The organism is Bacteroides sp. 3_2_5, assembly GCF_000159855.2.
Taxonomy (GTDB): Bacteria; Bacteroidota; Bacteroidia; order Bacteroidales; family Bacteroidaceae; genus Bacteroides; species Bacteroides fragilis.
Genome location: NZ_JH636044.1, coordinates 2,749,303 through 2,768,290 on the forward strand (window position 1 = coordinate 2,749,303; position 18,988 = coordinate 2,768,290).

Sequence of the window (18,988 nt, forward strand, 5' to 3'; positions counted from 1 at the left end):
ATAATGGGGCGTATTGCTTGACAATACGCCCCATTATGTTTTTTAGACCCAGACAGTCAATCTTCTTGAGATAAAATCAGAAAGCATCATGACTGACGTATAACAGGTAGTTGTGTCTCTGAATAAAAATATTATTTTCTCTGGCTAACCAACCTACCGCAAGTGCAACGTCTTCGGCGCTGAGGTTAATTTTCCGACTAAGTTCCTGAATAGATATTTCTCCCCTCATTTCATTCAGGGTGCGCCATACTTTGCCGGCGTTTTCTCCAATTGTCTCTAATTCCATTTTATATCATTTGGTTATGTCCCTAATATACAAAAAAATATTTAACTACGAAGTTTTTAAAACGTATTTTTATCATGGTTTTACATTTTTTAGTTCAGGTACGAATTTGGGCTTTTATCCTACAGCCTTATCCCGAAAAGACTTAAAGAAAGGTCGAAGCAAACCAATGAAATGCAATAGTAAAATGAAGAAAATACTATTTGATTCATCAACCAGATGTCATTCAATCTGAAGTCGTGCCCCCTTCGTAGAAAATAGGTCTCAGACGATAATCTATGAAATATAAAATGATATTTAAAAGAAATAGCATTTCTAAAAGTCCGGATACGTTTTGGCTGAAATCTTTCCGGTATTAAAAAAGGAGCCTGAATGATTCCAGCCTCCTTTTTCAAACGTTTTTTTCAATCAAATCCTGTTTTATAATCCTTTACTCATGGAGCATTACATAGCCCCAAATCATAGAATCGGAACTACCGATTCTATCGAACAATCTTTTTACCCATTTCATAATCTCTACTTTTTATGTTATACCTTGAAAACATGACAAATGTAAGGGAGATATATGATGATTGAATTGACATAGGATAAAAATGCCATTTTGTACTATTTGTTTTTGATGTACATCAAAAATTATAGAGTAATTCTATTACATCTCACAAGAAAATCATTGGATAATTAGGTAAATATGAAAATAAACAGTTAAAACATGAGCCGAAGCGGAACAAAGTACCTCCAATTCCGTCTTATTATAAATGTTACACAACTGATAAATTGAGGGAGCCGTATACCCTTTATGCGTAGCCATTCCCGAAGGTAGCCGGGAGAATATTCTATTTCCTTTGAAAAAGCCCGTACAGTTTTTATGTACGGGCTTTTCTGTGATTAAAGAGAAGTGATTCATTCATTGTTGTCTTCTTCGTCGTCAACCAGATTATTGAGTTCTAATTCCAAGTCGACTAACTCTTGTTCCCACGTCTTCAAAATTTCTTTAGGAGTATCTTTGGGAGCTTTTTTTATTCTTTCCTGAGCTAAAGACACTTCATGCTCTAATTGTCTACGTCTACTCATAACTTTTAATTTGTAGTTTGATAAATTAAAAAAAGAATTGTTTAGAAACTGCCTTTCAGTAAATCCGGTATTTCCGAGGGTTCACCGGCAACTCTGATTCCTGCAGCTTCCAATGCTGAAATCTTTTCGGTTGCAGAACCGGAACTTCCGGATATAATAGCTCCGGCATGTCCCATCTGTTTACCCGGCGGGGCAGATCTCCCTGCAATAAATGCCACCACAGGTTTAGTCACATGTTCACGAATGTATGTTGCGGCCAACTCTTCTGCGTTACCCCCAATCTCACCAATCATCACAATAGCATCAGTTTGCGGATCATTTTGTAACATTCCCAAAAGATCACGAAAATAAAGTCCGACAACCGGATCACCTCCCATACCAATGGCAGTGGACTGTCCCATACCTTTAGCAGTCAGATGTGATACGATTTCATAGGTCAACGTACCGCTACGGCTGATTACTCCTATATTGCCCGGAGTGAACACTTGCCCCGGAAGAATACCTACCAGACTTTCTCCGGGAGAGATCAGGCCGGGGCAATTCGGCCCAATGAGTTTAGCTCCCTTCAGTTCGACAAACCGGTAGGCCTTTATTACATCCAATGTAGGAATTCCTTCTGTGATACAAATTATCAGTCGGATACCGGCATCGGCAGCCTCCATAATAGCATCGGCAGCAAAGCGTGCCGGTACGAAAATAACAGATGTATTGGCTTGCGTTCGGCGAACAGCCTCATGCATGGTGTTGAATACCGGAAAGGTATCGTCTATCATTGTTCCTCCTTTGCCGGGTGATGTTCCGCCCACCACATTTGTTCCGTATTCAGCCATCTTTTTGGCATGAAAAAGTCCATCCCTGCCTGTGATACCCTGCACCAAAAGTCGGGTAGATTTATCAATAAGTATGCTCATATCGATTCTTTCTTTAATGATTCTATAGCCATTTTAGTAGCTTCTTCCATTGTCTGGGCCACTTGAAAACGGTTATTCTTACGCAATAATTCACGTCCCATATTTCCATTAGTGCCTGTAAGCCGCACAATAATAGGAATATCCGTTTGTATCTGCTCAAACGCCTGTAAGAGTCCGATGGCTACATCGTCACATCGGGTGATACCTCCGAAAATATTGATAAAGACTACTTTGACTTTTTTGTCATCCAGCAATAATCTCATAGCTTCTATCACCTTGACAGGATTTGAACTACCGCCAATATCAAGGAAATTAGCCGGATTTCCTCCATAAAGCTTGATCATATCCATAGTTGTCATAGCCAGACCGGCTCCATTAACCATACAGCCTATCTCGCCGTCCATGCGCACATAGCTGAATCCTCTTTCTTTGGCAATCGCTTCCAACTTCTCATCTTCTGTGGGCTCTGATAACTTCTGTAAGTCCGGATGACGATAAAGTGCATTATCATCAAAAACCATTTTGGCATCAATAGCCAATAATGTCCCAACAGGGGTAAGTACCAATGGATTAATTTCAGCAAGTGAAGCATCTTTTTCAATAAATGCTTTGTAAAGATCTTGAATAATAGTTGCCATCTGGTTAGCTTGCTCAGCTTGTTCAAAGAGAGAGAAAGCAAACTTATGTGCCAGATAATCGGGAACTCCGATTAGAGGATCAATGCTGCAACGTATTATCTTTTCCGGAGATTGGCGGGCTACTTCCTCGATGTCCATACCACCGGCCGCACTCATAATCAGCGTGACAGAGCGCGTATTACGGTCTATCGTAAAACTGATGTAATATTCGGCTGCAATGTTGACAGCCTCACTAAGAAGAATCTTGGTGACGGGATAACCTTTTATAGTCATCTCCAAAATAGTTTGAGCGTATTGGTAGACATCTCTATCATTATTGGCCAACTTTACTCCGCCGGCTTTTCCCCGCCCGCCGGTCAGCACTTGGGCTTTTATGGCTACCCGGTTTACCCCCATTCGGTGATAAGCAGCCACAGCCCCATCTGCCGTATGGCATAAAGCATGCCTCTCGACAGGTATTCCGTAAGTGGAGAAAATCTCCTTTGCCTGATATTCGTGTACTTTCATTGGATAAAATAGGTTTATTATCCAATTATAACAAAAGTGTTGGCAAAAAAGTTGTAAACTGTCCGCGTCCCTTCATTGCAGTCTAGAGCGATCTTTACAGATAGAACGATGAGAGTAACTTATGACCTTAAAACAAAAACACACAGCACCGGAATCCTACATAAAGATTCCGATGCTGTGTGTTAAGAGTGGTCCATCAATAGACTTATGCTATTCCGTGAGCCGAAACTGTAGAGTCGATCTTCTTGATCAATCCCTGCAATACGGCACCCGGTCCACATTCTGTGAAGTCGGTAGCACCATCGGCAACCATATTTTTTACGGTCTGTGTCCAACGTACAGAAGCAGTCAACTGAGCAACCAGATTCTTCTTGATTTCCTGCGGGTCTGTATGGGGCAGGGCATCTACATTCTGATAAACCGGACATTTCGGTGTGTGGAACTCAGTCGCGTTAATGGCAGCTTCCAATTCTACTTTGGCAGGATCCATCAGAGGAGAATGGAATGCACCGCCTACTTTCAACGGAAGCGCACGCTTAGCTCCGGCTGCTTTCATCAATTCACAAGCTTTTTCGATACCCGGTACAGATCCGGAAATTACAATCTGTCCCGGACAGTTGTAATTGGCAGGTACACAAACTTCTCCTTCAGTGGTAACAGAAGCACAGATTTCTTCTACTTTCTCATCCGGTAAAGCTATAATAGCAGCCATTGTAGAAGGAGTTGCCTCACAAGCTTTCTGCATAGCCATGGCACGTGCATAAACCAATTTTAAGCCGTCTTCAAAAGACAGAGCGCCGGCAGCGACCAATGCAGAAAACTCTCCCAGTGAGTGTCCGGCAGTCATTTCAGGTTTGAAGTCGTCACCCATGCAAAGTGCAGAAATAACAGAGTGGAGGAATACAGCAGGCTGAGTAACCTTGGTCTGACGAAGATCTTCGTCCGTACCGTTGAACATAATATCTGTAATGCGATATCCCAGGATATCATTTGCTTTTTCAAACAATTCTTTTGCTAAAGCTGAAGTTTCATACAGGTCCTTACCCATACCTACGAATTGGGCACCTTGACCGGGGAATACAAATGCTTTCATATTTTTGTTTTTTAATTTAATTTGCGGGTGCAAAGGTATATATTTTTGCAATATCATAGCACAGATTTGGTGAAATTGTGCAATGGACAATATGTTTTTCAGCCTATTCTACCTTATTATCGTCCCATATCCGGGCTTTCTCAGGGCCCCAGAAGTGACATAACGGTCCGTTGCCATGTCCGATAATTATTTCCTTGCCGGCATCAATAGCTTTGCTTACATAACTCTTTGCCTTGCCAACTGCCTGGTCCATAGGAAGTCCTAATGCCAGATAAGTGGCGATCGAAGAAGAAAGGGTGCATCCCGTCCCATGCAAATTCCGGCTCTCTATCTTTTTCTCCTTATATATATAGGCGTTCCCATCGGTAAACAACACATCCTGCATTTCGTTTCCCTCCAGATGTCCTCCTTTCACCAATACCGCTGTATGATACTCTTCTGAAAGTTGCCGGGCAGCTTCTTTCATCTCTTCTGCTGTTGTGATTTTCTTTCCGGTCAGTACCTCCGTTTCATCCAGATTGGGAGTGATCAGGCTTGTAAGTGGAAAAAGTTCTTCTTTGATCAACTGTATTGCATCTTTTGCCATCAACTTCCGTCCACTGGTTGAAACCATGACGGGATCATAAACTATCGGACAATGAGGATACTTTAGCAGGCACCCGGCAATAATCTTCACAAGCGCCGGTTCACTCACCATACCTATTTTCAGGGCATCCGGACGCAAATCTTCCATAACCGCTTCAATCTGTCCCTGCACTATCTCAGCGGGAACTGTATGCACAGCTTTTACTCCTCTTGTATTCTGCACGGTAACAGCAGTAATTACCGATGCCGCATATGCTCCCAAAGCAGAAATCGTTTTTATATCTGCCTGAATGCCTGCCCCGCCCGAACAGTCGGAGCCGGCAATGGAAAGAACGACCGGATAAGTTTTCATTTTAGTTTTTTTAATAATTTGGTAGCAAAGATAGGATAAAAACAAAGAAGATACAAAATGACATACCCTATAAAATACAATAAGTCCCTCGTATCGCTCGAGGGTATGCGACGACCGAAAGAACTGATTATAAAGACTCCCCGGCTTTCTGTACTTTCTACAATTACTATCGTTCACCGAGGGTAGAAATACATATTGTTATCGATACAATAAGATGAATACTCCTTAGTGTAAAATTTACGATATGTATATATATGAAAAACAATGCTTTATAGCATATTATTTATTTGTTTACCGCATGATAATATCTCTATATTTGCAGCAATCAAAGACTCAATATTATGCATGACATACCCAAACAAATCCCATTGGCAAACAATCACATCTCAGTGGACTGTGTAGTGATCGGTTTTGACGGAGAACAACTCAAGGTTCTGCTGATTAATCGGATAGGAGAGGAAAACGGAAAAGTTTATCGTGACATGAAACTTCCCGGAAGTCTGATCTACATGGATGAAGACCTGGACGAAGCAGCCCAGCGGGTCTTATTCGAACTGACCGGTATCCGAAACGTCAACCTGATGCAATTTAAGGCATTCGGTTCCAAAAACCGGACGAGCAATCCCAAAGATGTACATTGGTTGGAACGGGCTATGCAATCGAAAGTGGAACGCATAGTCACCATAGCTTATCTGTCGATGGTAAAGATAGATCGGGCACTGGACAAGAATCTGGATGAATTTCAAGCCTGTTGGGTAGCGTTGAAAGACATAAAGACATTGGCTTTCGACCATAACTTGATAATCAAAGAGGCGCTGACTTATATCCGGCAATTCGTAGAGTTTAATCCTTCGATGCTATTCGACTTGTTGCCGCGTAAGTTCACCGCATCTCAGTTACGAATCCTGTTCGAACTGGTATATGACAAAGCAGTGGATGTGCGTAACTTCCATAAAAAGATAGCTCTGATGGACTACGTTGTACCGCTGGAAGAGAAACAAACCGGAGTAGCCCATCGGGCAGCCCGTTATTATAAGTTCGACAGGAAGATATATAATAAGACAAGACGATAACCCCCAATCGGGATTTAATATTAAACTACAAATAAATTAATAAACAGTATCATGTTTTTATTAGGTTATGATATAAGCAGCTCTTCGGTTAAAGCGAGCCTGGTAGATGCAGAAACAGGTAAATGTGTCGCTTCTGCGTTCTTTCCGAAAACAGAGGCGGGCATCATTGCCGTACGTCCCGGATGGGCAGAGCAAGAACCGGAAAGTTGGTGGGAGAACTTGAAACTCTCCACCCGATCCATTCTCTCGGAATCACGGGTAGATGCCAAAGACATCAAAGCCATCGGCATCTCTTATCAAATGCACGGTCTGGTGTGTGTGTGGACAAACGGCAACGCACACTGCGTCCGGCCATTATCTGGTGCGATTCACGTGCGGTCTCCTACGGGCAGAGGGCATTCGAGGCAATCGGTGAGAAGTTCTGTCTGGCACATTTGCTTAATTCTCCCGGAAACTTTACTGCTTCAAAACTGGCATGGGTGAAAGAAAACGAACCGGATATCTATGAACAGATCGATAAAATCATGTTGCCGGGAGATTACATCGCCATGAAACTGAGCGGTGAAGTATGTACGACAATAGAGGGACTCTCCGAAGGAATGTTTTGGGACTTCCGAAACAACCGCCCGGCCGACTTCCTAATGCAATATTACGGAATCGATCCTTCGCTGATAGCCGACATCCGGCCTACTTTCGCCGAACAGGGGCGACTGACAGGTACGGCTGCCCGGGAACTCGGGCTACAAGAAGGCACTCCGATCACTTACCGTGCAGGAGACCAGCCCAACAACGCTCTTTCCCTGAATGTGTTCAACCCGGGTGAGATAGCTTCCACAGCCGGAACATCGGGAGTCGTATACGGAGTAAACGGCGAAATCAATTATGATCCGCAGTCACGTGTCAACACCTTTGCCCATGTCAACCATACTGCTACCGATCCCCGCCTCGGCGTATTGCTCTGTATTAATGGAACAGGGATTCTTAACTCGTGGATCAGGCGCAATGTTGCCCCCGAAGGTATTTCGTACGCCGAGATGAACCGTTTTGCTTCATCCGTTCCCATCGGCAGTGCAGGTATCAGCATCCTTCCTTTCGGCAACGGAGCAGAACGAATGCTCAATAATCGGGCAACCGGCTGCGGTATACACGGCGTAGACTTCAACAGGCATGACAAATCACATCTGATCCGGGCGGCACAGGAAGGAATCGTCTTTTCATTTAAATATGGCATCGACATTATGGAAGAGATGGGCATCCCCGTTAAAAAGATCCATGCCGGACACGCCAATATGTTTCTGAGTTCCGTTTTTCGCGAGACACTGGCCGGTACGACGGGAGCCACCATCGAACTCTATGACACAGACGGTTCCGTTGGTGCAGCCAAAGGAGCAGGAATGGGAGCGGGCATATATAAAGACCATGAAGAAGCATTCGCCACTCTCGATAAGCTGACAGTCGTAGAACCGGATGCCGGCAAACAACAGGAATACACTGATGCTTACGCACGGTGGAAACAATGTCTGACTCAGTCCATGCAGACAGAAACAGAGAATAAGTAATCATTAAGAATAGAATATTAATCATTCCGGCTTTCTTTCTTCTTCCCAAAAGAAGAAGAAAGGGCAAAGCCCCTAAAATTTTAAATAAGATGGCAACAAAAGAGTACTTCCCGGGTATAGGGAAAATTAAATTTGAAGGTAAAGACAGTAAGAACCCGATGGCATTTCGCTATTACGATGCCGAGAAAATGATTAACGGGCGTAGTATGAAAGATTGGTTAAAGTTTGCAATGGCATGGTGGCATACACTTTGTGCCGAAGGCGGTGACCAGTTTGGAGGCGGAACCAAACAGTTCCCATGGAACGGTGACCCTGATCCCGTGCAGGCTGCCAAGAATAAAATGGATGCCGGTTTCGAGTTTATGCAGAAAATGGGCATCGGGTATTATTGCTTCCATGATGTCGATCTGGTTACGGAAGCCGACAGCATCGAAGCCTATGAGGCCAACCTGAAAGAGCTGGTTGCTTATGCCAAGCAGAAACAGGCCGAAACAGGCATCAAACTGTTGTGGGGAACGGCCAATGTATTCAGCCACGCGCGTTACATGAACGGTGCAGCCACCAATCCCGATTTTGATGTTGTGGCCCGTGCCGCTGTCCAGATAAAGAATGCGATTGATGCCACCATTGAACTGGGAGGTACGAATTATGTCTTTTGGGGTGGACGCGAAGGGTATATGTCGTTGCTGAATACTGATCAGAAACGCGAAAAAGAACATCTGGCACAGATGCTGACCATTGCCCGTGATTATGGACGTGCACGTGGTTTCAAGGGCACTTTCCTGATTGAACCGAAACCCATGGAACCGACAAAGCATCAGTATGATGTCGATACAGAGACAGTTATCGGCTTCCTGAAGGCTCACGGACTGGATCAAGACTTCAAAGTGAATATCGAAGTGAATCATGCCACCCTTGCAGGACATACGTTCGAACATGAACTGGCGGTGGCTGTAGACAACGGAATGTTGGGGTCTATCGACGCAAACCGCGGCGATTATCAGAACGGATGGGATACGGATCAATTTCCGATTGACAACTTCGAACTGACACAAGCCATGATGCAGATTATCCGTAACGACGGATTGGGTAACGGCGGTACAAACTTCGATGCCAAAACTCGCCGGAACTCTACTGACCCAGAAGATATCTTTATCGCACATATTGCCGGAATGGATGCTATGGCACGTGCCTTGGAAAGCGCAGCCAATCTGCTCAATGAGTCTCCTTACCAGAAAATGTTGTCCGACCGTTATGCCTCGTTCGATGCTGGCAAGGGCAAGGAGTTCGAAGAAGGGAAACTCAGCCTAGAGGAACTGGTTGCTTATGCCAAAGCCAACGGAGAGCCGAAGCAGACCAGCGGCCAACAGGAACTGTATGAAGCACTCGTTAATATCTACTCATTATAAGTCCGTATTTCACGGTCTGCAGGCTCTTGTTGCCTGCAGACCGTAATTCAAAAAAAGCTAATGCCATGAATCATACCAACGAGGGTAGCAAGCTCTACCTGTATTCCATTACATCGGTAGCCATCCTGGGCGGATTGCTGTTCGGCTATGATACCGCTGTAATTTCAGGAGCTGAGAAAGGGCTCGAAGCCTTCTTCCTCACAGCCACAGATTTTCAATACGACAAAGTGATGCACGGCATCACCTCCTCGAGTGCACTGATCGGTTGCGTCTTGGGTGGTGCATTGTCCGGCATCTTCGCTTCACGGCTGGGACGCCGCAACTCACTACGGCTGGCCGCCGTACTTTTCTTCCTTTCGGCACTGGGGTCTTATTATCCTGAATTCCTGTTCTTTGAATATGGGAAGGCTAATATGAACCTGCTTATCACCTTTAATCTCTACCGCATTCTGGGAGGCATCGGAGTGGGACTGGCGTCCGCTGTTTGTCCCATGTATATTGCCGAGATAGCTCCCTCCAACATTCGCGGTACACTGGTGTCATGCAATCAGTTTGCCATAATCTTCGGCATGCTTGTGGTTTACTTTGTAAACTACCTGATCTTGGGCGACCACCAGAATCCTGTTATCCTGAAAGATGCTGCCGGCACACTTTCTGTAAGTAGCGAGTCGGATATGTGGACCGTTACCGAAGGGTGGCGCTATATGTTCGGTTCCGAAGCCTTTCCGGCAGCTTTCTTCGGCATGTTACTCTTCTTCGTACCCAAAACTCCCCGTTATCTGGTGATGATTGATCAGGATCAGAAGGCTTATTCCATTCTCAAAAAAGTGAATGGAGCCACAAAAGCACAAGAGATTCTTGCCGAAATAAAAGCCACTTCGCAGGAAAAGACAGAGAAGCTGTTCACCTACGGTGCGGCGGTGATTGTTATCGGTATTCTGCTTTCTGTCTTCCAGCAAGCCATCGGCATCAACGCCGTGCTCTATTATGCGCCGCGAATATTCGAAAATGCCGGTGCCGAAGGCGGAGGAATGATGCAAACCGTCATCATGGGCATTGTCAATATCGTCTTTACACTGATAGCTATTTTCACCGTCGACCGTTTCGGACGAAAACCGTTGCTTATCATCGGTTCCATCGGTATGGCTGTCGGAGCCTTTGCAGTCGCCTTGTGTGACAGTATGGGTATCAAGGGGATACTTCCCGTACTGTCTGTCATTGTATATGCAGCTTTCTTCATGATGTCATGGGGACCCATCTGTTGGGTACTGATATCCGAAATCTTTCCCAACACCATCCGTGGCAAAGCGGTGGCCATTGCTGTGGCATTTCAATGGATATTCAACTACATTGTTTCATCTACGTTCCCCGCGCTCTATGATTTCAGTCCGATGTTTGCCTACAGTCTTTACGGAATCATTTGTGTGATTGCCGCCCTCTTCGTATGGCGTTGGGTGCCGGAAACCAAAGGAAAAACATTGGAGGATATGAGCAAACTTTGGAAGAAGCGTTAACCGGAGTAGATCTTACGTCATTCCACATTGAAAGCAAATCGAAGTAAATGCCGACCGAATGCAGCATATACATCCTTTTGGCTAACATGCACTTCTTGAGAATCCGGTAAACCGGAAGCGTAGCAAACCATAGTCGGTAGTTTCACCCCTTTCAGAAGCAAGCTGAAAGGGGTGGAGCTACCGACTTTTAGATGAATTAAAGTAAGCAAACGGGCAAAAAGCTTACTTCATCCACTCATTAAGGCGTAACCATCCGGTCCGGATGGTTACTACATATGCTTCGTATGGTCTAATGATATCGAATGGGAGCAAAAACGAGGACGATATTTCTCTATTTGGTTATATCTGTACGATATAAACAAAATAGAAGAATGATAACTGTTTACCCTATTTATTTATCATAGAGATATTAAAAAGAGAATCCACCTATATATATTTCAGTAAATACATATAGATGGATTTCCTTTTTAAAAACGCTGATTCAAATTGCAGACGATTTTTTTAGTCATCTTGCCCGATGGACGGAAAGATGCGATTTTACACGCAATAAATTATCAAAAAGACACATCTTTCAGAATGTCTTTTATTCTTTCGAACTGTCCATCTGTCTTCTCCGGAGTAATTTTCAATAAATGGGCCAACAGCGGGTAGATATCCACATTGACAAATCCCTTCGATTCATACCCTGCCTTAAAGTCGGGCCCACAGGCACGAAACATTACCTGCATATCCGGACTTTGCGGAAAATATCCATGAGCACCTTTCAAGGCACGTGGTACATCGGTAAATTGCCATCCTAACTCGGGAGCCACTACAATATCACCGATACGGTCACTGCTTCCATAGTTTAATTCGGCAGGAATCTCCTCCTTTTTCCACACATGAATATGGGGTACATCTTTCAAGGCATTGTATACCGAGTCGCGATATTCCGGTTTTGTGAAGATAGAAGTCGGAGTCCGTCCATCCACAGCCTCACACCATTCCGGACGCAGATACTTATTCATGTCTACCACGCGGTCGTCACTGATCTCGGTCATTCCATGATCGGCGGTGACAATCAGGTTGACATCCTTACCGAAAGGAAGCGATGCAATTCCCTGCCGCAACATTCCGACTAAACTATCCATACGGTGTATAATGGCAGCAGCTTCTACACTGCGGGGGCCGTGATGATGGGTCACGCCATCCGGCTCTTCAAAGTAAAGCATAACGAGACGGGGACGTTCCGCTTCCGGCTTTTCCAGAAGAGCGATGGTCGAATCCACCCGCTGTTCAAAAGTAAGACGAGGTTTCTCGGCATATTCCCGGTAGTAAGTAGGATAACCGCCTTTGATGGCAATATCCGAACCAACCCAATAAACGTTTCCTGTCTTCACTCCCTGCTTTTGTGCCGTAATCCAGATCGGTTCACCCAGATAGTAGTCAGGATTGTTTCGCGTGGCGGGATCTCCCATAGAGTATTGGCGACGACGTTTTACATCCCAGAAAGTGTTGTTGATAATACCGTTGTGGTCAGGCACCAATCCCGTAGCCAATGTATAGTGGTTGGGGAAAGTAGACGCCGGATAGGAGGGAAGCATGGTCGCCTTTACTCCCTCGCGGGCCATCTGGTTCAGGTTAGGGGTATCATACATTGCCGGATAATCCCAGCGGAAGGCATCCAATGAAACAATTACGGTGTAATGCGGAGCCTTGTCCTGCGCTGCCAAAGTAAAAATAAAGAAGACATAGCAGCAGAAAGAAATAATAAATTTACGCATACTCTTGATAGTTGTTATGAAATGCAAAGGTATAAAATTATATGAAAGCTGTCCGGTTATAAAGATAAAGCTTACCTTTGCAATGTTTTTTTAATACAAGTTACTATGGATTATCCTCATAAAATCAATAAGGTACAGATCCGTAACCTCCAGATTGAAGATTACGCTCAATTATCCCAATCGTTTACACGTGTATATTCGGACGGAAGCGATGTGTTCTGGACACACGAGCAGATTGAGAAACTAATTAAAATTTTCCCCGAAGGACAAATTGTTACTGTGGTCGACGAAAAGATAGTCGGCTGTGCACTCTCTATCATTGTAGAATATGATAAAGTGAAAAACGATCATACCTATGCCCAGGTCACGGGGAAGGAGACTTTCAATACCCATTCTCCCCAAGGGAATATCTTATATGGCATCGAGGTCTTTATCCATCCCGAATATCGCGGGTTACGACTAGCTCGGCGCATGTACGAATATCGCAAAGAACTTTGCGAAACGCTGAATCTGAAAGCGATTATGTTTGGCGGTCGCATCCCGAATTACCATAAGTATGCCGACAAGATGCGTCCCAAAGAGTACATCGACCGTGTTCGTCAGCGCGAAATTTATGATCCGGTGCTCACTTTTCAACTCTCCAATGATTTTCACGTACGCAAGGTGATGACCAATTATTTGCCGAACGATGAAGAATCAAAACACTACGCCTGTCTCTTGCAATGGGACAACATTTACTATCAGCCGCCTACGCAAGAATATCTGGCCCCCAAAACAACGGTCCGTGTAGGATTGGTGCAGTGGCAGATGCGTAGTTATAAGACCTTGGACGATCTCTTCGAACAGGTAGAATTTTTTGTAGATGCGGTATCCGACTATAAGAGTGATTTTGTGCTTTTCCCCGAATACTTTAATGCACCGTTGATGTCAAAGTACAATGACAAAGGCGAATCACAGGCCATCCGCGGGCTGGCCCAATATACCGAAGAAATCCGCGATCGCTTCATTAATCTGGCAATCAGCTACAACATCAATATCATCACAGGAAGTATGCCGTTGATCAAAGAAGACGGATTGCTGTACAATGCCGGATTTCTTTGCCGACGCGACGGAACTTACGAAATGTACGAAAAGCTCCATGTCACCCCGGACGAGATAAAGAGTTGGGGACTGAGCGGCGGCAAACAGCTTAAAACATTCGATACGGACTGTGCAAAGATAGGCATACTGATCTGTTATGATGTGGAATTTCCGGAACTCTCCCGTCTGATGGCCGACCAGGGAATGCAGATTCTGTTTGTACCGTTTCTCACCGATACACAAAATGCTTATTCGCGTGTTCGGGTCTGCGCACAGGCACGTGCCATTGAGAACGAATGCTTTGTGGTAATAGCCGGCAGTGTAGGCAATCTTCCCCGTGTGCACAATATGGATATTCAATATGCTCAGTCGGGAGTATTCACACCTTGCGATTTCGCTTTTCCGACAGACGGAAAGCGTGCCGAAGCAACTCCGAATACAGAAATGATCCTGGTTTCGGATGTAGATCTCGACTTATTGAACGAACTGCACACTTACGGCAGCGTTCGCAACCTGAAGGACAGGAGAAATGATGTATATGAAGTGCGCTTCAAGAAGCCTTAATAGATTTTGTCTATTAACCAATAGATATTATATATCATTAAACTTTGGCAGTAAACAAAGATTCTGATAGCTTTGTTTCCGAAATGAATCATTTAATAACTTCTAAAATAAGAGAATTATGAGATCATTAATTGGAAAACAAGCGCCGAAATTCGATGCCACGGCTGTAATCAATGGGCATGAAATCGTTCAGAACTTTTCGTTGGATCAGTATAAAGGGAAAAAATACGTAGTATTCTTCTTCTACCCGATGGACTTCACTTTTGTATGCCCCACCGAACTGCACGCATTTCAGGAAAAGCTCGAAGAGTTTGAAAAACGTGATGTCGCTGTGGTAGGTTGTTCGGTCGACTCTGAATATTCTCACTTCTCTTGGTTGCAGATGCCCAAGAACGAAGGAGGTATCCAGGGCGTGAAGTATCCTATTGTATCCGACTTTTCTAAGTCAATCTCTGAGAGTTATGGAGTGCTGGCCGGAAGCTATGCCCCCGATGAAAATGGCAATTGGGTATGCGAAGGGACACCGGTAGCTTTCCGTGGTCTGTTCCTGATCGACAAGGAGGGCGTAGTAAGACATTGCGTCATCAACGACTTGCCGCTGGGACGTAACGTGGATGAAGTATTGCGCATGGTAGACGCTTTACAACATTTTGAAGAGTATGGTGAGGTTTGTCCGGCCAATTGGTCGAAAGGCAAAGACGCCATGAAAGCTACCGAAGACGGAGTAGCCAACTATCTGAGTAAGCATTAACAGAGATACATCTGTAAAAGAAAAGGGCGTTTATTGAAAAATAAATGCCCTTTTATAGTTGATAATCCAAATATTATGACGTACTTTACCAACGAAAACAATTGATTGTTTTATTTTACTCTATTTTCTACTGAATCAGTTGAATCCAGATCTAATCTCAAACTTCTGTTGTTTCTAAATTTATTTATCAATTTTTATTTTTTTTATTTTATGAACATGTACATTGGAAACCTTAGCTATCGTGTTAAGGAAGCAGATTTGAGACAAGTAATGGAAGAGTACGGAACAGTTGATTCAGTAAAACTGATCATCGATCGCGAGACTCGCAAATCAAAAGGATTCGCATTCGTTGAAATGCCGAACGACGATGAAGCAAAAAATGTGATCTCTGAGTTGAACGGAGCTGAATACGAAGGCCGTCAGATGGTTGTTAAAGAAGCTCTGCCTCGTAACTAATCCATTTATAACATAAAACTAAAAAGGATACCCTGTAAAGAGTATCCTTTTCTTATATCTACCTGAGAGAGGTTATAATGCTTTGGTCTGATTATCGTTGGTCAGGGGCTTACCTTTGTACTCCCCGGTCAGTGTCTCCAGAAAAGCAACGATTTTATTCAGTTCATCTTCCGAAAGATTCAGATCCATCTGATATTTGGCCATGTAATCTACAGCCTCTTTCATTGTTTTCATACTGCCGTCATGGAAGTAAGGAGCCGTCAGGGCAATGTTTCTCAAACCGGGCACTTTAAAGCGATGTTTGTCACGTTCGTTCCGGGTTTGTTTGAAACGTCCGTTATCTTCTTCTGTCAATTCAATGCCCCGATCTGCGAAGTAGTCTCTCTTCACGCCCATCAGTTCGTAAGACTGGCCGCCCAGTGTCTCACCGACATGACATGTAGCACAATCGTATTTCTTAAACAATTCGTATCCGGCCAGCTCTATATCGTTAATGGCAGTCTTTTCACCTTTCAGATAAAGGTCGAAACGGGAATTCGGAGTAAGCAGTGTCTTTTCAAACTCCTCGATCGCATTCGTGATATTCTGTTCGGAATAACCATCGGGATATACAGCCAAAAAGGCTTTGGTAAAGTTTGCATCCTGCTCCAGTTTCGCAATGATTTCATCAAATGACTGACAGGCCATCTCGACCGGATTCAAAGGAGGTCCGGCAGCCTGCTCGGCAAGTGTTCCGGCACGTCCATCCCAGAACTGGACGAAATTGTAAGCGGCGTTATACACTGTCGGAGCATTTACGCCTCCGAACTGTCCGCCTACACCTTCCGAATATTGCTTATTGTCCACACCACCGGTATTCAATCCGTGACACGAAGCACATGAAACGGTGTTATCGGCCGAAAGGCGAGTGTCATGATAGAGCATATCTCCCAAGATGACTTTACGCATATCCACAGGAATAGAATCTGCGATGGGACGTATCGGTTCATTGGCAAACTCGGCGGCAGCCAGTCCGTTAGCATAATGTGCCAAGCGATGTTGTTTAACCCATGCCATAGCCATTTCCTTCTTGGCATCTGTTACGCTCGATCCCCAATGTACCATGTAATAAGCATGTTTGGGCATCGTTCCGTCCATGATTACTTTTTCGACTTTAGCAAGTGCTACTTTTCCGACAGGCTTACCGGCTTTCAGAGCTTCAGCCATTTCGGTCATGTCGAAAGCACGATAACCTTGCGTTACGTCTTTCTGTACCATTCCGCTTGCAACGGGCCAGTTGGCATAGAAAGGAAGGTCCGGACTACCCGAATGACATTGTAAACATCCCCCCGAAGTAATGATTTCCTGCATCTGAGCATCAGCAGCAAGATCTTTCGATGGTGCTTGGTTTACAACGCGGTAAGTGATAGCCAGTGCCCCGACTGTCACAAGCAATGCGATGATAAATTTTGTACTTTTCTTCATTGTGCATTCTTTAAGTTAATTATTACGATTGTATAAATGTACACTTTGTTGAGCCGAAGGCAAATAATTCACTCCATACCAGCACATCTGCAATGCCAGAAAGGAGAAAATCAGTATGACGTACAGCATCTTTTTGCGAAACTTCCTTCGCAAACGCAGATGTATATATAATAGGTATCCCATCCAGGTTACTACCGCCCAGGTTTCTTTGGGGTCCCAACTCCAATAATTACCCCATGCCTCCTTAGCCCACAAAGACCCGAGAAGCATTCCGATTGACAAAAACGCCACTCCGGAATAGACCAGATTGTCTGCTGTCACCAGGTACTCTTCTTTGTGATGGACAAGACCGCAGAGGGCTATGATGAAAGCACATCCCAATACGGAATAGGAGAACATATAGACGGTGACATGGGGAATAAACCAAATACTTTGCAAAGCCGGCATAAGCGACTGGTCATGTATCTCCGGTTTCAGCAGATTGATTATTACAAAGACAGTGGACAATAAGGTGGAGAAAGAAAGTATCCATCGATATTTCCAACGAATATAAGTCAATAACCCGGCAATACCCATAAAGAAAGAGTACCATAAACGGGTCTCGCCCATAGTGCGGAGTGGGGGACGTTGCAGAGATATCCACAGCCCGGCAATGAATATTCCCAAGCAGGTGATGCCTGCTATAGTGAGCACAACAGCCATTCTACTTCGTACTGACGAACGAAGTGCAAATATAGCTCCTGTCAACCAAAGACAGATTGAAGCGACTGCGAACAAATAGAAGTTATCCCAGGTTATCATGTTTCAGCTTTTTAGGACCATTAATAAATAACAAAACAGCTCCTGTCAATATCATCAAAATGCCAACTACCATAACATATTTCCAAGGTTGACGAACTATTTGAAGGATACAATACTGGGTATTTCCCATGTTGTGTGTATCATATCCGGTCAGGTAAATGTCTTCTCCCAAACGGTAACTGTGGGGATGATTTACTTCAAGTGTAGTTCTCCGGTTTCCAATACGCACATCTGCAGCAAAACGCGAAGGCATCCCGTTCGGATAATATTCTGTATTGAAAGAATAGAGTTCCAGTTCATAATCCAGATAATAGGCTTTCCCATCCATACTATAAGCTTCGCGTCCCGGTTGTCCGGCATAAAGCGGGATGCGTAAAGTCTGAACATCACTGCTACCGAAAAATCCGGCAAATAAAGCGAGCCATAATCCCAAATGGTTCAGGATAAAACGCTTCTTTGCCGGCACACAATGATAAAAAGCATGAATAATCACCATTGCCAAATTACTCAATAAAAGGAAAAGAATGGCAATGAATATCCAGGAAATCATGAAATTATAGCATCCCAACGAAGCTAAAACCCCTGGAGTGGAATCTGCTTCTGCTTCCGATAACTGAGGAAACAAGCCGATAACCAGACTGCCACCTATTAATAATAGGATCGATAGAACACTTGTTCGGGAAGATAACAGAAAACGGGTTAATGGCAACTTATTCCCTTCTTTATAGAGACGCCATAACGAATAAATCCATATAACTGCTACAATCACATTCAGAGGGAATGCAAAAAAAGATAAGGGGAAATTGCCTGCCAGAGTTTGCAACAATGCTGCTATTACAAAATATGCAGTCACTAATAGTTTTTTGTGCATAGTTGTGCCTTTATATGGTGCAAAGTAAGTAAAAATATGCCAATAAACGTATAAAAGGGCTATTAATTTGTATTAAATACAATTTTGAAGTAGATTTAAATTAGAAAGGCACACTACTATTCATAATATCGGCTGGGGATGACTGGAATATAAAATATAAACTAGTACTTAGAATAAAGTAGTTTTCCAAAAAGATTATCTATATTAGCATTCACTAAATAGCTTTAATCACCAATGTCTAAT

The 18,988-nt window shown here is 44.0% G+C and carries 16 protein-coding genes and 1 pseudogene; 7 read left to right on the forward strand and 10 right to left on the reverse strand.

Annotated features, from left to right (window positions below):
• Positions 1 to 76: 76 nt before the first annotated feature.
• The 6 genes from BSHG_RS06905 to thiD all read right to left on the reverse strand — a co-directional run bounded on the left by BSHG_RS06905 (position 77) and on the right by thiD (position 5,440).
• Positions 77 to 286, reverse strand: a complete 210-nt coding sequence (locus BSHG_RS06905) for a winged helix-turn-helix domain-containing protein (protein WP_005787623.1) — start codon at positions 284 to 286, stop codon at positions 77 to 79.
• An 897-nt stretch (positions 287 to 1,183) separates the two neighbouring features.
• A complete protein-coding gene (locus tag BSHG_RS23320) occupies positions 1,184 to 1,354 on the reverse strand; it encodes a hypothetical protein (protein ID WP_005787629.1) in 171 nt (56 codons plus the stop codon).
• A gap of 41 nt (positions 1,355 to 1,395) precedes the next feature.
• Positions 1,396 to 2,265, reverse strand: a complete 870-nt coding sequence (sucD, locus tag BSHG_RS06900; protein ID WP_005787631.1) for a succinate--CoA ligase subunit alpha — start codon at positions 2,263 to 2,265, stop codon at positions 1,396 to 1,398.
• Positions 2,262 to 3,410: an ADP-forming succinate--CoA ligase subunit beta gene (sucC, locus tag BSHG_RS06895; protein WP_008660220.1), complete on the reverse strand. Its 1,149-nt coding sequence runs from the start codon at positions 3,408 to 3,410 to the stop codon at positions 2,262 to 2,264. The genes sucD and sucC overlap by 4 nt, the downstream gene beginning before the upstream one ends.
• A 205-nt stretch (positions 3,411 to 3,615) precedes the next feature.
• The gene (gene fabD, locus BSHG_RS06890) at positions 3,616 to 4,503 is read right to left on the reverse strand and encodes an ACP S-malonyltransferase (RefSeq protein ID WP_008660222.1); all 888 of its coding nucleotides are present in this window, start codon (positions 4,501 to 4,503) and stop codon (positions 3,616 to 3,618) included.
• Between the two features lie 103 nt (positions 4,504 to 4,606).
• Positions 4,607 to 5,440, reverse strand: a complete 834-nt coding sequence (thiD, locus tag BSHG_RS06885; protein ID WP_008660224.1) for a bifunctional hydroxymethylpyrimidine kinase/phosphomethylpyrimidine kinase — start codon at positions 5,438 to 5,440, stop codon at positions 4,607 to 4,609.
• A gap of 341 nt (positions 5,441 to 5,781) precedes the next feature.
• Here thiD and BSHG_RS06880 point away from each other — a divergent pair, with 341 nt between their 5' ends.
• The 4 genes and pseudogenes from BSHG_RS06880 to xylE all read left to right on the forward strand — a co-directional run bounded on the left by BSHG_RS06880 (position 5,782) and on the right by xylE (position 10,995).
• Positions 5,782 to 6,513: an NUDIX hydrolase gene (locus BSHG_RS06880; protein ID WP_008660228.1), complete on the forward strand. Its 732-nt coding sequence runs from the start codon at positions 5,782 to 5,784 to the stop codon at positions 6,511 to 6,513.
• 51 nt (positions 6,514 to 6,564) lie between these two features.
• Positions 6,565 to 8,072 (forward strand): annotated as a pseudogene (locus BSHG_RS0220555) (xylulokinase).
• Between the two features lie 89 nt (positions 8,073 to 8,161).
• Positions 8,162 to 9,481, forward strand: coding sequence for a xylose isomerase (gene xylA, locus BSHG_RS06875; RefSeq protein WP_005787643.1), 1,320 nt, complete (start codon positions 8,162 to 8,164; stop codon positions 9,479 to 9,481).
• 65 nt (positions 9,482 to 9,546) lie between these two features.
• Positions 9,547 to 10,995 (forward strand): D-xylose transporter XylE, encoded by a 1,449-nt coding sequence (gene xylE / locus BSHG_RS06870; RefSeq protein WP_008660231.1) that lies wholly within the window; start codon positions 9,547 to 9,549, stop codon positions 10,993 to 10,995.
• Between the two features lie 554 nt (positions 10,996 to 11,549).
• Here the strand turns inward: xylE and BSHG_RS06865 are convergent.
• On the reverse strand, positions 11,550 to 12,758 hold the full coding sequence (locus BSHG_RS06865; protein WP_005787649.1) for an ectonucleotide pyrophosphatase/phosphodiesterase: 1,209 nt from the start codon (positions 12,756 to 12,758) through the stop codon (positions 11,550 to 11,552).
• A 105-nt stretch (positions 12,759 to 12,863) separates the two neighbouring features.
• Between BSHG_RS06865 and BSHG_RS06860 the strand changes: the two genes are divergently transcribed.
• The 3 genes from BSHG_RS06860 to BSHG_RS06850 all read left to right on the forward strand — a co-directional run bounded on the left by BSHG_RS06860 (position 12,864) and on the right by BSHG_RS06850 (position 15,609).
• Positions 12,864 to 14,402 carry a carbon-nitrogen hydrolase family protein gene (locus BSHG_RS06860; RefSeq protein ID WP_005787651.1) on the forward strand — a complete coding sequence of 513 codons (1,539 nt, stop codon included), beginning with the start codon at positions 12,864 to 12,866 and terminating at the stop codon, positions 14,400 to 14,402.
• A 118-nt stretch (positions 14,403 to 14,520) separates the two neighbouring features.
• Positions 14,521 to 15,153 carry a peroxiredoxin gene (locus BSHG_RS06855; RefSeq protein ID WP_005787656.1) on the forward strand — a complete coding sequence of 211 codons (633 nt, stop codon included), beginning with the start codon at positions 14,521 to 14,523 and terminating at the stop codon, positions 15,151 to 15,153.
• A 210-nt stretch (positions 15,154 to 15,363) separates the two neighbouring features.
• Entirely contained in the window at positions 15,364 to 15,609 is a 246-nt protein-coding gene (locus BSHG_RS06850; RefSeq protein WP_005787659.1) for an RNA recognition motif domain-containing protein, read from the forward strand.
• A gap of 72 nt (positions 15,610 to 15,681) precedes the next feature.
• Here the strand turns inward: BSHG_RS06850 and BSHG_RS06845 are convergent, their stop codons facing one another.
• Genes BSHG_RS06845 through BSHG_RS06835 form a run of 3 tightly spaced genes read right to left on the reverse strand, consistent with a single transcriptional unit; the run spans position 15,682 to position 18,745 of the window.
• Entirely contained in the window at positions 15,682 to 17,073 is a 1,392-nt protein-coding gene (locus tag BSHG_RS06845; protein WP_005787662.1) for a cytochrome-c peroxidase, read from the reverse strand.
• Positions 17,074 to 17,088: 15 nt separating this feature from the next.
• The gene (gene ccsA / locus BSHG_RS06840) at positions 17,089 to 17,874 is read right to left on the reverse strand and encodes a cytochrome c biogenesis protein CcsA (RefSeq protein WP_005787665.1); all 786 of its coding nucleotides are present in this window, start codon (positions 17,872 to 17,874) and stop codon (positions 17,089 to 17,091) included.
• Positions 17,858 to 18,745 carry a cytochrome c biogenesis protein ResB gene (locus tag BSHG_RS06835; protein ID WP_008660232.1) on the reverse strand — a complete coding sequence of 296 codons (888 nt, stop codon included), beginning with the start codon at positions 18,743 to 18,745 and terminating at the stop codon, positions 17,858 to 17,860. The genes ccsA and BSHG_RS06835 overlap by 17 nt, the downstream gene beginning before the upstream one ends.
• Between the last annotated feature and the right edge of the window lie 243 nt (positions 18,746 to 18,988).